At 60.9% G+C, this 13,688-nt stretch carries 13 protein-coding genes and 1 pseudogene; 10 read left to right on the forward strand and 4 right to left on the reverse strand.

What is annotated here, in order from left to right:
* The 4 genes and pseudogenes from HZU84_RS16905 to HZU84_RS16920 all read left to right on the forward strand — a co-directional run.
* A pseudogene (locus tag HZU84_RS16905) lies at positions 1-204 on the forward strand (SAM-dependent DNA methyltransferase); the annotation flags it as partial.
* Positions 201-1,304 carry a PDDEXK nuclease domain-containing protein gene (locus tag HZU84_RS16910; RefSeq protein WP_149505468.1) on the forward strand — a complete coding sequence of 368 codons (1,104 nt, stop codon included), beginning with the start codon at positions 201-203 and terminating at the stop codon, positions 1,302-1,304. The pseudogene HZU84_RS16905 and the gene HZU84_RS16910, both read left to right, overlap by 4 nt.
* Positions 1,301-2,680 carry a restriction endonuclease subunit S gene (locus HZU84_RS16915; RefSeq protein WP_149505467.1) on the forward strand — a complete coding sequence of 460 codons (1,380 nt, stop codon included), beginning with the start codon at positions 1,301-1,303 and terminating at the stop codon, positions 2,678-2,680. Before HZU84_RS16910 ends, HZU84_RS16915 begins: the two co-directional genes overlap by 4 nt.
* A complete protein-coding gene (locus HZU84_RS16920) occupies positions 2,677-5,718 on the forward strand; it encodes a type I restriction endonuclease subunit R (RefSeq protein WP_149505466.1) in 3,042 nt (1,013 codons plus the stop codon). Before HZU84_RS16915 ends, HZU84_RS16920 begins: the two co-directional genes overlap by 4 nt.
* A 54-nt stretch (positions 5,719-5,772) precedes the next feature.
* Here the strand turns inward: HZU84_RS16920 and cadR (HZU84_RS16925) are convergent, their stop codons facing one another.
* The gene (cadR, locus tag HZU84_RS16925; RefSeq protein ID WP_149505465.1) at positions 5,773-6,204 is read right to left on the reverse strand and encodes a Cd(II)/Pb(II)-responsive transcriptional regulator; all 432 of its coding nucleotides are present in this window, start codon (positions 6,202-6,204) and stop codon (positions 5,773-5,775) included.
* Positions 6,205-6,268: 64 nt separating this feature from the next.
* On the opposite strand from cadR (HZU84_RS16925), the gene HZU84_RS16930 reads away from it, so the two are divergent.
* From HZU84_RS16930 to HZU84_RS16955, 6 genes are all read left to right on the forward strand, one after another.
* Complete coding sequence (locus HZU84_RS16930; protein ID WP_244954559.1) at positions 6,269-6,664, forward strand: DUF3703 domain-containing protein; 396 nt, start codon at positions 6,269-6,271, stop codon at positions 6,662-6,664.
* Positions 6,665-7,151: 487 nt separating this feature from the next.
* Positions 7,152-7,571 carry a disulfide bond formation protein B gene (locus HZU84_RS16935; protein ID WP_149505463.1) on the forward strand — a complete coding sequence of 140 codons (420 nt, stop codon included), beginning with the start codon at positions 7,152-7,154 and terminating at the stop codon, positions 7,569-7,571.
* Positions 7,568-8,236, forward strand: coding sequence for a DsbA family protein (locus HZU84_RS16940; RefSeq protein WP_246607863.1), 669 nt, complete (start codon positions 7,568-7,570; stop codon positions 8,234-8,236). The genes HZU84_RS16935 and HZU84_RS16940 overlap by 4 nt, the downstream gene beginning before the upstream one ends.
* A gap of 22 nt (positions 8,237-8,258) precedes the next feature.
* Positions 8,259-8,654, forward strand: a complete 396-nt coding sequence (gene cadR / locus HZU84_RS16945) for a Cd(II)/Pb(II)-responsive transcriptional regulator (protein WP_149505462.1) — start codon at positions 8,259-8,261, stop codon at positions 8,652-8,654.
* A gap of 52 nt (positions 8,655-8,706) precedes the next feature.
* Positions 8,707-10,932, forward strand: a complete 2,226-nt coding sequence (locus HZU84_RS16950) for a heavy metal translocating P-type ATPase (RefSeq protein ID WP_244954558.1) — start codon at positions 8,707-8,709, stop codon at positions 10,930-10,932.
* A gap of 52 nt (positions 10,933-10,984) precedes the next feature.
* Positions 10,985-11,320 (forward strand): YnfA family protein, encoded by a 336-nt coding sequence (locus HZU84_RS16955; RefSeq protein WP_354305813.1) that lies wholly within the window; start codon positions 10,985-10,987, stop codon positions 11,318-11,320.
* Here HZU84_RS16955 and epsI read toward each other — a convergent pair.
* The 3 genes from epsI to HZU84_RS16970 all read right to left on the reverse strand — a co-directional run bounded on the left by epsI (position 11,317) and on the right by HZU84_RS16970 (position 13,687).
* On the reverse strand, positions 11,317-12,000 hold the full coding sequence (gene epsI, locus HZU84_RS16960) for an exosortase-associated protein EpsI, B-type (protein ID WP_149505460.1): 684 nt from the start codon (positions 11,998-12,000) through the stop codon (positions 11,317-11,319). The genes HZU84_RS16955 and epsI overlap by 4 nt on opposite strands.
* A complete protein-coding gene (gene xrtB, locus HZU84_RS16965) occupies positions 11,997-12,887 on the reverse strand; it encodes an exosortase B (RefSeq protein WP_149505459.1) in 891 nt (296 codons plus the stop codon). The genes epsI and xrtB overlap by 4 nt, the downstream gene beginning before the upstream one ends.
* 101 nt (positions 12,888-12,988) lie before the next feature.
* Entirely contained in the window at positions 12,989-13,687 is a 699-nt protein-coding gene (locus tag HZU84_RS16970) for a thiol:disulfide interchange protein DsbA/DsbL (RefSeq protein WP_149505458.1), read from the reverse strand.
* Between the last annotated feature and the right edge of the window lies 1 nt (position 13,688).

Consider the following 13,688-nt stretch of genomic DNA (forward strand, 5'->3'; position numbering starts at 1 on the left):
ATCCGCCGCGAGGTGCTGCCGTACACACCCGACGCCTGGGTGAACAACGACGCCACCAAGATCGGCTACGAGGTGAGCTTCACGCGCCACTTCTACAAGCCGCAGCCGCTGCGCACGCTGGCGGAGATCCGTGCCGACATCCTCGCCATCGAGCGGGAGGCCGGGGACTTGCTGGATGACTTGCTCGAAGGGACGCCCGCATGAGCACCAGTAAGGCCGCTTCCAAGGGCCTGGCCGGCGTCGTGCAGGACGGCGCGGGGGAGGCCGTCGAGACTTCGTTCGCCGAAGTGGTCGGCCTGATCGAGCAGGCCCGGCAGCGGGCCTACCAGGCGGTCAACACCGAACTCGTCGCGCTCTACTGGGAGATCGGCCAGTACATCAGCGGCAAGCTGTCGGCGGCCATCTGGGGCGACGGTGTGGTGGACCGTCTGGCGCAGCACCTGGCGCGCACGATGCCGGGCTTGCGCGGGTTTTCAGCGCAGAACCTGTGGCGCATGCGGCAGTTCTTCGAGACCTACCGCGACGAGCCACAGCTTGCCCCGCTGGTACGGGCTTTGTCCTGGACCCACAACCTCGTCATCATGGGTCAGTCCAAGCGGGCGGAAGAACGCGAGTTCTACCTGCGCATGGCCGTGCAGGAGAAGTGGCCGACCCGGGAGCTGGAACGGCAGTTCCGCCTGGCGGCCTTCGAGCGCGCGGTGCTGGATCCGCCAAAACTCTCGGCAGTGCTGAGAGAAACGCATGGTGCCGCGGTGACGGGGGTGTTCAAGGACGGCTACGCGGTCGAGTTCCTGAACCTGCCGACCGACCACAGCGAGGCCGATCTGCACCGCGGCTTGCTGAGCCAGTTGCGCGCCTTCCTGATCGAGCTGGGCCGGGACTTCTGTTTCGTCGGCTCGGAGTTCCCGCTGCAGGTGGGCGGACGCGACTTCGCGCTCGACCTGCTGTTCTTCCACCGGGGGTTGAACTGTCTGGTCGCGATCGAGCTGAAGGTGGACCGCTTCGAGCCCGAGCACCTGGGCAAGCTGAATTTCTACCTCGAAGCACTGGACCGCGACGTGCGCAAGCCGCACGAAAATCCGGCCATCGGCGTGCTGCTGTGTGCGTCGAAGGAAAGCGACGTGGTCGAATACGCCATGAGCCGGACGTTGTCGCCGGCGCTGGTGGCGCAGTACCAGACGCAGTTGCCGGACAAGCAGATGCTGGCGGCCAAGCTGCATGAGTTCTACGCCTTGAACGCGCAGGATGCCGCGCCGGCCACGACGCCGCGCGTCATGCAGAAGAAAAAGGGGGTCAAGAAATGATTGCAGGGCTCAAGCCGTATGCCGACTACATGGATTCGGGCCTGCCTTGGCTAGGGCAGGTTCCAGCGCACTGGAAAGCGGTTCGCAACAGCAGTCTGTTTGGCCAGCGAACCCAGACCGGCTATGCCGAGCTGCCGATCCTGGAGGTTTCCTTGAAGACCGGCGTGCAGGTGCGCAATTTCGGCAAGGCGAACCGCAAACAGGTCATGTCGGACCCCGGCAAGTACAAGCGGGCAGCGAAAGGCGATCTTGCCTACAACACGATGCGCATGTGGCAGGGCGCGCTCGGGGTGTGTCCCGTCGATGGCCTGGTCAGTCCGGCTTATGTGGTGGCGCGGCCCTACCCCGGTGTCGAGCCAAGGTATTTCGCTGCCTTGTTCCGGACTGACGACTACATGGCAGAAATCGACAGTGCTTCGCGCGGCATCGTGAAGGATCGCAATCGGCTGTACTGGGACCAATTCAAACAGATGCAGTCACCGTGCCCGCCGCTGGCCGAGCAAGCCGCCATCGTGAAGTTTCTGGACTGGGCGAACGGCCGGCTGGATCGGACGATCCGGGCCAAGCGGAAGGTGATTGCGCTGCTGATGGAGCAGAAGCAGGTCATCGTCCGCCGCGCGATTACTCACGGACTTGATTCTTCCGCGCTTATGAAGTCAACTGGCGTTCCGTGGCTCGGCGATATACCACGTCATTGGTCGATAAAGCGATTTAAGTTTTTGGCGAAAATCAACAGCGGCCAAGTTGATCCGAGGAAATTCCCATACCGCGACATGGTGCTGATTGCGCCAAATCACATTGAAAGCGGCAGCGGTCGCTTGCGCTCACAGCAGACTGCCGCCGAGCAAGGCGCAGACAGCGGTAAATACCTGGTGAGTCGTGGGCAGATAGTTTACAGCAAGATTCGCCCGAACCTCCGAAAAGCAATAATTTCTCCGTCAGACTGCCTCTGTAGCGCAGACATGTACCCGATAACTCCTAAGCAATCTGAGTTGTTACCAGACTACTTATTACTGCTATTGCTATCCCAGCCATTCACGAAGTTTGCGGTTGATTCTTCAATGCGCGTCGCAATGCCTAAGGTCAATCGAGAGGCTTTAGCAGATTGCCCACTTTGGTACCCAAGTATTAGTGAGCAGGCTGACATACTAAAAAATGTTGCCAGCGAAAATCAACCGATTGACGATGCAATCAATCGACTAAATCGAGAAATCAACCTCCTTCGCGAATACCGCACCCGCCTCATCGCCGACGTGGTGACCGGCAAACTCGATGTGCGCGAAGCGGCGGCCCCGTTGCCTGACGAGGCTGTGCCGGAAGCGGTCGAAGACATCGCCGACGACACCGAGCTTGAGGACGAAGAGGCGATCGCATGAGCACCGACACCAGCGAGAAGGGCCTCGAATCGCTGATCGTGCGGCACATGACCGGCACCGACGGCCTGGCTGTCTCGCCCGGTGCCGTGGCCGAGCCGCCTGCAGCCTATGGCGGCACCGGCTACCTCGCTGGCAGCCCGAAGGACTACGACCGGGCCCACGCGCTCGACGCGGCACAACTGTTCGCCTTCCTGCGTGCTACCCAGCCTGAGGCGCTGAAGAAGCTGGCCCTGGCCAATGCCAGTGACGCCAAGGACATCAACCGCCTCAAGTTCCTGGACCGCCTGAGCGCCGAGGTCGGCAAGCGCGGCGTCATCGACGTGCTGCGCAAGGGGATCGAGCACCATCCAGCCGGCCACTTCGACCTGTTCTACGCCACGCCGTCCGAGGGCAACGCCAAGGCTGCCGCGCTCCACGCGAAGAACCGCTTCTCGATCACCCGGCAACTGGCCTACAGCCTCGACGAAACGCGCCGCGCGCTCGACCTGGGCCTATTCATCAACGGCCTGCCGATCGCCACCTTCGAACTCAAGAACAGCCTGACCAAGCAGACGGTGGAAGACGCGGTCGAGCAATACCGACGCGACCGCAACCCGCGCGAACGCCTGTTCGAGTTCGGCCGCTGTGTCGTGCATTTCGCCGTGGATGATGCCGAAGTGCGCATGTGTACCGAGCTGAAGGGCAAGGCGTCGTGGTTCCTGCCCTTCAACAAGGGCCACAACGACGGCGCCGGCAACCCGCCCAACCCGCACGGCCTGAAGACCGACTACCTCTGGAAAGAGCTGCTCACGCCGGCCGGCCTGACCGACATCCTGGAAAACTACGCCCAGATCGTCGAGACCAAGCACCCGAAGACCGGCAAGAAAAAGCGCACCCAGGTCTTCCCGCGCTACCACCAGTTGGATGTGGTCCGGCAGGCGCTGGCCGATGTGCGCCTGCACGGCGCCGGCCGGCGCTACCTGATCCAGCATTCGGCAGGCTCAGGCAAGTCGAACTCCATCGCCTGGCTGGCACACCAGCTCATCGGCGTGAAGCGTGACCTCGGGCAGGGCAGCAAGGACGTGTTCGACTCGGTGATCGTGGTGACCGACCGGCGCATCCTCGACGACCAGATCCAGAAGACCATCAAGCAGTTCATGCAGGTGGGTGCCACGGTCGGCCACGCGGAGCACTCGGGCGACCTGCGCCGCTTCATCGAGCAGGGCAAGAAGATCATCGTCACCACGGTGCAGAAGTTCCCATGGGTGCTCGACGAGATCGGCGCCGTGGGCGACAAGCACTTCGCCATCGTCATCGACGAGGCGCATTCGGGGCAGGGCGGCAAGACCTCGGCGGCGATGGGCAAGGCACTGGGAGAGGGTGCAGACACTGCGGCTGCCGATGACGACGACGAAGAGCGCGATCCCGAAGACGTTGTGAATGCGGCGCTGGAAGCGCGCATGGCCGCGCGCAAGATGCTGACCAACGCCAGCTATTTCGCCTTCACCGCCACGCCCAAGAACAAGACGCTGGAAATGTTCGGCGAGCCGCTGCCGGCGGACGCGCAAGGGCGCGTCAAGCACCAGCCGTTCCACCACTACAGCATGAAGCAGGCGGTGCAGGAGCGGTTCATCCTCGACGTGCTGGAGCACTACGTCCCGGTGGACAGCTACTACAAGCTGATCAAGAGGGTCGAGGACGATCCCGAGTTCGACACCAAACGGGCGAAGAAGAAGCTGCGCCGCTACGTGGAAAGCCACGACCACGCGATCAAGCTGAAGGCCGAGATCATGGTGGACCACTTCCATGAGCAGGTGCTGGCGGCCGGCAAGATCGGCGGGCAGGCCCGGGCGATGGTGGTCACCAGCGGCATTGAGCGCGCAATCCAGTATTTCCACGCCATGACGGCTTACCTGCAGGAACGCAAGAGCCCGTACCAGGCCATCGTCGCGTTCTCGGGCGAGCATGAATACGGGGGCACCAAGGTGAGCGAAGCGTCGCTCAACGGTTTTCCGAGCAAGGACATCGCCGACAAGATCCAGGAAGATCCGTACCGTTTCCTGGTCTGCGCCGACAAGTTCCAGACCGGCTACGACGAGCCGCTGCTGCACGCGATGTACGTGGACAAGGCCCTTTCCGGCGTGAAGGCCGTGCAGACCCTTTCCAGGCTGAACCGCGCGCACCCGCAGAAGCACGACTGCTTCGTGCTCGACTTCCAGAACAACAGCGAGACGATCACCTGCGCGTTCCAGGACTACTACCGCACCACGCTGCTGGCCGAGGAAACCGACCCGAACAAGCTGCATGACCTGAAGGCCGCACTGGACGGCGCGCAGGTGTATTCACCTGACCAGGTGCAGCAGTTCGCCGCCCTGTTCCTGGGTGGCGCCGAGCGTGACCAGCTTGATCCGGTTCTGGACGCTTGTGTCGCGGCCTACGCGCACGCGCTGGACGAAGACCAGCAGGTTGATTTCAAGGGCAAGGCCAAGGTGTTTTGCCGCACCTACGACTTTCTGGCGTCGGTGATCCCGGACACCAACCCGGAGTGGGAACGGCTGTCGATCCTGCTAAACCTGCTCGTCAGCAAGCTGCCGGCGCCGAAGGAAGAAGACCTGGCCAAGGGCATTCTCGAAGCCATCGACATGGACAGCTACCGGGTCGAGAAGAAGGCGCTGATGAAGATCGCGTTGGCCGACGCCGATGCCGAGATCGCGCCGGTTCCGACCGAGGGGGGTGGACGCAAGGCCGAGCCGGAGCTGGACCGGTTGAGCAACATCCTCAAAAGCTTCAACGAGAATTTCGGAACGCTGTTCGAGGATACCGACCGTGTGGTCAAGCGCATCCGCGATGACATCGCGCCGCAGGTCGCCGCCGACAAGGCGTTCCAGAACGCCCGGGCCAACACCCCGCACACGGCACGCATGGCCCACGACCAGGCGCTCGGCAAGGTGATCCAAGTTCTGCTCAAGGACGACATGCAGGTCTACAAGCAGTTCGTCCAGAATGAATCGTTCAGGCGGTTTGTGGGGGACATGGTGTATCAGTTCACCAGTCCATAGCAGGGGCCGTCATGCATGCCTGCTCGCAAGCAACCGAACCCGGGACGGTTCAGATTAACCCATATGGGTATATCGCCCCACCTGGGTATCGGCTTCCATCTCCGCCAGCCCGCGCAGGATGCCGCAGGCATCAACGGCCTGCTCCACCTGGCATTGCTGACGCAGTGCCCCGAGCTGCTGCTTCAGGTGCAGCAGTTCAGCGATCCGGGCATCGACATGCCCGATGTGGTCATCCAGCAGCGTGTTGACGGCCCCGCAGTCCTCGGCCGGTGTGTCCTTCAGACGCAGCAGCCCGCGGATCTCCTCGTGGGTCATGTCGAGCGCACGGCAGTTGCGGATGAAGCGCAGGCGCTCCAGGTGGCTGGCGTCGTAGTGGCGGTAGTTGGACTGCGTCCGGCCCGCCTCGGCCAACAGCCCCGCCTTTTCGTAGAAGCGCACGGTCTCGGTCGTGCAGCGGGCGGCACGCGCCAGTTCGCCGATCTTCATGGGGATGCCCTCGGTTGGTTCCGCTTGACATTGTAATTACTCGAAGGTTTTCACTGGTGCCATGATGAACACAACGCCGCCCTCCGTAGCCTTCGATCCGGTTCTGTTCGCGCACGTGATGCAGCAGTACCGGGAAACGTCACCGCACGATCCTGCGCACCAGTGGCTGCTGCTGGAGACGCTCCATGTCGTCAGCCAGACGCGGTTCATTCCGCACTTGAAGGTGCATGACCTGATGCTGCACCTGGCATGGCGGACCCGTGACTGGGCCGAGGTGGGCGGGCAGACGCTCCGGCTATTGTTGGTGCCCCTGGGACACCTCACCGGCCGACTGCCCCTTGGCAACTCAGGACGCTCCGACATCAACCCGTTCAAGCCGATGCCGCTGCGCCGCGATCTGTCCGACGTGATTGCGCAAGCCCGCCAAGCCATTGCCAGCGCCGAGCAATGCTGTCCCTGAGGTGGCCGGCTCTACAATCCCGCCATGTGCAAGTGGTTGGCCATCCTTCTGTTGGTGTTGATGCCGCTGCAGCTCTCCTGGGCTGCAGTGGGTGCCTATTGCCAGCACGAGCGCGGACAGGCGGCGTCACATGCCGGCCATCACACGCATGAGCACCAACCGCAAGCCGAGTCCGATGTGCCGGCTGGCGAAAAGGGTGTGATGCCTTCGGCTGACGCAGACTGCGTGACCTGTCATGCGGGTTGTGTGCTGTGGGCCATGCCGAGTCACCATGATCCTGTGCGCGTTCTCCCGCCAGTGACCCGTTCAGCCGACCCCGGGGCCGCGCTGGTGGCCCCAACTGCCGCTCGACCTGAACGGCCTCAGTGGACCCTCGCCTCGTTGCCCTGACACGGGCAGAGTGAACTGACCCCTGGCTTGGGTTGCCAACGCACCGAAGTCAGGCCGCTTCACCGACACAGGCCGGGGTGCCTGAGCGGAGAACGACATGCACACCAAATCCTGGTGGCTCCTGATGGGGGCCTGGCTGATCGCAGCCCTGGCCACGGCCGGCGCCTTGTTCATCGGTGAAATCATGCTGATGGTCCCCTGCACGCTGTGCTGGTACCAGCGCATCTTCATGTTCCCGATCGCCATCATTCTGACCATCGCCTGCTTCAGCGAAGACCGGCGCGGCGCGGTCTATGCATGGGCGCTGGCGGCCGGTGGCGCTGTGGTGGCGGGTTACCACACGCTGCTGGTGGCGGGGTGGATTCCAAAATCCTGGCTGCCATGCCAGGCCGGCATTTCCTGCGCAGACCAGAAACTCGACATCCTGAACGGCCTCCAGATTCCGTGGCTGGCTCTGGCCGCCTTCCTGCTGATCCTGATCCTCCTCACCCTCTTTTTACGGAAAACCTCTCGATGAACACCAAGATGAACACCAGGAAGATTGCGGTGGCCGTCGTGCTGGGCGTCATCGCGCTGGCCTTTCTGGTCGGCATGAACGTCTACCAGCGCAGCGTCCAGCAGGCACAGGAGGAGAAAGCCAGCCAGCAGAATGACCGGCTGGTGCGCCCGCACTCGCCGGTCTTCGGCCCGAAGGCAGCACCCGTGACGATCGTCGAGTTCTTCGATCCGGCCTGCGAGAGCTGCCGATATTTCTATCCCATCGTCAAGGACATCCTCAAGAAGCACCCGGACGACGTGCGGTTGGTCCTGCGCTACGCCCCGTTCCACAGGGGGTCCGAGCAGGTGGTCGCACTACTGGTCGCTGCCAAGCTGCAAAATCAATACCAGCCGGTGCTGGAGGCGATTCTGGACGCGCAGCCGCAGTGGGCCGATCACGGCATGCCCAATATCGGCATCGCGTTCAAGGTGGCGCAGCAGACCGGCCTTGACATGGACAAGGCCGCCACCCAGGCCCAAAGTCCCGAGACGCAAGCCGTGATCCGACAGGACATGCAAGACCTGACATCGCTGGGCGTGACCAAGACCCCGACGTTTTTTGTCAATGGACGCAGCCTGCTGAATTTCGGCCCCGAGCAACTGGCTGCCTTGGTGGCCGAAGAGGTGGCGAAAGTCAAGAAATGACCTCGATATCTGCTCTGCCATCATGAGAATCGGAGAAATCGCCCGAGCCAGTGGCGCGTCGGTCACCATGGTCAGATTCTATGAGCGGGAAGGATTGCTGCCTGAGCCCATGCGCTCCGTCGGGAATTACAGAGTCTACGAAGGGCACCATGTCAGTTTGCTGAGATTCATATTGCATTGTCGCAGTCTGGGATTGACGCTGGACGAGGTGCGTTCGCTGCTGAAGTTCATGGCAATGCCTGATCAAGGGTGCGCGCTTGTGAACCATCTGCTGGATGAACATATTGCTCGGGTCACTGAAAAAATTGGGCAACTCCAGACGCTGCAGAATGAGCTTCAACGCATCAGGGAAAAATGCCACGGTTCTGATTCACTGAGTCAGTGCGGCATCCTTCATGAACTGTCGAACCCGGCTTGACCTTGTAGCCACTTCAAGGTGTCCACTGGGGTCCGTTCATCAAGGAGTCCCCATGGCCGGCTGCTGCGACCACCCACACGACAAGAAGTCCGCCCACGACGACCATGGGCACAACCATGCCAGCGCGCCCTGCGGCCCGGCACCCACTGCGCTGCCGGATCTGCCCGCCCCTGAAGCGGTCGCAGGCGGGATGCGAACCCCGATCCGCATCCTGCAGATGGACTGCCCCACCGAGGAGGCCCTGATCCGTCAGGCGCTGGGCCACCTGCCCTCGGTCCGGCACCTGGAGTTCAACCTGATGCAGCGCGTGCTGACCGTGGTGCATGCGCCGGAGGCCCTCGACACCGTGCTGGAGGCTGTGCGCTCGCTCGGTTTCCAGCCGGAAGTGCTGACGGCGGGCCAGCCCGTCACGGCTGCGGTCACGCCACCCAAACCCTGGTGGCCGCTGGCCGTGGCGGGCGCCGCCGCCATTGCCGCCGAAGCGGTGAGCTGGCGGGGCCTGCCCGAATGGCTGACGGCAGCCCTCGCGCTGCTGGCCGTGGCGTCCTGCGGGTTGACCACCTACCGCAAGGGCTGGGTGGCCCTGCGCCACGGCAACCTGAACATCAACGCGCTGATGAGCATCGCCGTGACCGGCGCGCTGGCACTGCGGCAGTGGCCGGAAGCGGCCATGGTGATGGTGCTGTTCACGGTCGCCGAGCTGATCGAGGCCAAGTCGCTGGACCGCGCCCGCCATGCCATCGCCGGCCTGATGAAGCTGGCCCCGGAGATCGCCACAGTGCAGCAGGCCGACGGTACTTGGCGCGACACCGCGGCAACAGCGGTCACCGTGGGCAGCCTGGTGCGCGTCAAGCCCGGCGAACGCATCGGGCTGGACGGCACGATCGTCCAGGGCCGCTCGACCGTGAACCAGGCCCCGATCACCGGGGAAAGCCTGCCGGTGGACAAGGGCCCAGGCGACGCCGTGTTCGCCGGAACGATCAATGCGTCCGGTGCTTTCGATTACCGGGTCACTGCGGCGGCGAACAACACCACGCTGGCCCGCATCATCCACGCCGTCGAGGAAGCTCAAGGTGCCAAGGCGCCCACGCAACGCTTTGTCGATCAATTTGCCCGCGTCTACACGCCGATCGTGTTCGCGATGGCCCTGTTGGTGGCAATGGTGCCACCGTTGCTGATGGGCGGCATCTGGCACGACTGGATCTACAAGGCCCTGGTGCTGCTCGTGATCGCCTGCCCTTGCGCGCTGGTGATCTCGACACCGGTCACGATTGTCAGCGGGCTGGCCGCAGCGGCACGGCACGGCATCCTGATCAAGGGCGGTGTCTACCTGGAGGAAGGCCGCAAGCTGGTATGGCTGGCCCTCGACAAGACCGGCACGATCACCCATGGCAAGCCCGTGCAGACCGAATTCGAGTTGCGGGCCGAGGTGGACCCCGCACTGTGTCGCCGCCTGGCCGCCAGCCTGGCCGGTCGCTCCGATCACCCGGTGTCGCAGGCCGTGGCCCAGGCCGCCGACCGCGACGGCGTCACACGAGAGAGCGTCGAAGCCTTCGAGGCGCTACCTGGCCGAGGCGTGCGTGGGGTGATCGGCGGCCAGGCGTATTCGCTGGGCAACCATCGCCTGGTGCATGAACTCGGCCGCTGCACGCCGGAACTGGAGGCACGGCTGGACACGCTGGAGCGGCAGGGCAAGACGGTCGTCCTGCTCGTCGATGACCGGCAGGTGCTGGCCTTGTTCGCCGTGGCGGACACGGTGAAGGACAGCAGCCGCGCCGCCATCGCCGAACTACACCAGTTGGGGGTCAAGACCGTGATGCTGACCGGCGACAACCCGCACACGGCGGAAGCGATTGCGCAGCAGGTGGGGATCGACCAGGCCCGCGGCAACCAGTTGCCCGACGACAAGCTGAAGGCGGTCGAAACATTCGCCGCCGAAGGCCCGGTGGGCATGGTCGGCGACGGCATCAACGATGCGCCCGCCTTGGCCCGCGCCGACATCGGCTTCGCGATGGGGGCGATGGGCACCGACACGGCGATCGAGACGGCCGACGTGGCCTTGATGGACGACGATCTGCGCAAACTCCCGGCCTTCATCCGCTTGTCACGCGCCACGCACGCAGTGCTGGTGCAGAACATCGTGCTCGCGCTGGGCCTCAAGGCGGTGTTCTTGGTGCTGACACTGATGGGCCTGGGGTCGATGTGGATGGCGGTGTTCGCGGACGTGGGCGCCAGCCTGCTGGTGGTGGGCAACGGCTTGAGGTTGCTGAGGAAGTGATTGAAGACGCGAGGTGATCCGCTAGATTCCCGTCATGGAATCCAGCCCAGCCATTCTCTTGCTCAAGACGCTCGGTCTTTTCATCGTGACCGCGCTCGCGGAGATCGTCGGCTGCTTCCTCCCGTACTTGTGGTTGAGGAAACAGGGGTCCGTGTGGCTGCTGCTGCCGGCCACATGCAGCCTGATGCTTTTCGTGTGGCTGCTGACCCTGCACCCAGTCGCCAGTGGGCGCGTCTACGCCGCCTACGGCGGTGTGTACGTCGCAACCGCGCTGGTCTGGCTGCGGGTGGTCGATGGCGTGAAGCTGTCCATGCTGGATTGGTTCGGCGCCGGGGTGGCCCTGCTGGGCATGTCGATCATCGTCGCAGGCTGGGATGGTCGGGGTTAGTCAGTCAGACCAGCCAGACGCAGCCGGTCTGCGGCTGTGATCGACGCCAGCATTTCTTGGATGAATTTCTGCTGCATTGAAAATGCACGAGGCTTGTCGGTGTCGATGCTGGAGATTCTGAACAATAACCCGTCTGCAATATCGCCTTGCATGGCGTACGACATCTCCTTCAGTTTCTTGTCCAGTCCGGACTTGACCGCATGATTGCCGATGGTCGTCCAATAGGTGACCGGCTCGACCCTTCGAGACTGGAAAGTGGTTTCCAACTGCTTGATGGGAATTTCACCGTAGGGTGTTGTCAGCGCCATCTTTCGTGAAGCCCCGACCTGAAACCCCTGGGCTGGGTAGCATATCTCGGGCAGATGCACCTGGAAGGAGTCGTTCTGGTTTTTTCCGTAAGCCATCGACAGCATGATCACGTAACCATCGCTTGATGTATAAGTCCTTGTGACCAGTTCGGTGTAAAGTTCATCGAGCAATTGCTGCTGTTGTGGATTGACCACCCCAGTAGATAAGTCCATTTTTTTCCAGGCGCCAAAATTCTCTGGAATTATACTGGATATTTTTATGCCGCCTCTCGTGTCAGCCATGAAATTGGTTGGCTTGATTTGATTTGCAGAGAAGCCGCTGAGCAACATTATCGCGCATAGAGTAACGGCAGATGTGAGTTCGCGAGTCATGATTTTCTGGCAAGAATGATTCTGAGGAATCCGTCAAACAAAATTATCAGCAGCAGTGCAGCCATAAAAAGAACCATTCCGGCGAAACCATGCAGAAAGCCTTGCCCCGCCTCATCGCCTAAATGATAAGTAATCAACGTCAATGCAATGACACGAATGATGTTGGCAGCAAAACTGATCGGCACGATACAGATTGCCAAGATGATGTTTCGCGCTACCGACTCATGTTTCACCAAATTGAGATAGAGCAAACCAAGAGCTTCTAGCGTGAACAGCGTGTTCAGTCCTGCGCAGGCGTCTGCAACCAACAATTGGTACTGTCCGATTTGCAGAATTACACCGCTGCGGCTGATGGGATACCCGACAGCATAGAGAGCAGACTCTACTGCGTAGGAAACGGCAGTCTTCATGGGCTGGGTCATGGCATCGACAAAGACTCCCGGCAGCGGAATCATGAAGACCATGAACACCAACGGGAACCACAGATGTTTCAAGGCTTCCATGCCCCGGAGAATCAGGGTGATACTCGCGGTCATGACGATGAGTGAACCCACCTCAAATATCAATATATTCTGGGATCTTCCGATGATGTACAGCAATGATCCAAAGATCAGAAGAGACCAGCCTATTACAAAGGCTGGCCGTAACGGTGTCTCAATGACCTGAGGTGCTTTTTTCCCGAGCAGCCAGATCGAGACAGCCAGCACGATGGGGCCATGTCCTTGCTGATCTCCAGCCCACAGCCCATTGAACAGATCCCGAAAAGTGGGGAAATACATTCCCACTAATCCGATCAATGTTACAGCCCATGGAGCTATGATTTTTGTTATTGATGGCTTGAATATTGTGGCGATGTTGTCGATAGGGGCGGAGTTGATTTTTGTCATACACGTTGAATTGCATGTTTAAAAATGAGAGCGGGAAATGGTCGGGATTGATGTAAATATATCTGGAGTGGCCATGGTGCAGCTTTCGCCCTTGAGCAGAATTATTGCCGCTTGACGGTTGATCGCTGCTGGTCGATCAATTGATTTAATACTTCAAACACTTGGGCTTCGCCTCCTGCTTGATGAGGCTCCGTGCTGAACTGTCCATTGATGATGAATTTGGGTACGCCATCAATTTTGTAAGCATTGGTCAGGGATCTCATTTTGTTGACCTGGGCTTGCATGCCGAATGACTTATGCATGGAATCAAACGCCTTGCTGTCTATGCCATTCTTGTCAACCCAATTCTTGATCGAGCCCTCTTCTCTGAAGTTGATGCGGTCTTTGTGCAGAGCCTCAAAAACAGCCGGGTGATGCCTGGGGAGAATGCCCATTGCGCGTAGCGTCGCAAATATTTGGGCGTGAATGGATGTTTCCTTGCGTGAATCCCAGACAATATGCTCTCGTCGAAAGGCAACATCGGCTGAAAGCTTTTTTTCCCAGGCATCCACCATCGGATCAATTTTTGCGCAATGCGGGCAGCCGTACCAAAAAAACTCAATCACCTCAATCTTGCTCGGGTCAGTTGTTGGAATCGAGGGACTTATTCTGGAAAATGCACCTTCAGTACCATGATCTCCTGCTGCCTGGACCCAATGCGGTACGGAAAACAGTCCAAGTGAAATCGAGGTGGTGATTGTTCTTCGCAAATGATTCATGGTGTCTCTGACATGAAGTGTTTCTGTTGATGAACTTTGCATG

The organism is Sphaerotilus sulfidivorans (assembly GCF_013426975.1).
Lineage (GTDB): Bacteria > Pseudomonadota > Gammaproteobacteria > Burkholderiales > Burkholderiaceae_C > Sphaerotilus > Sphaerotilus sulfidivorans.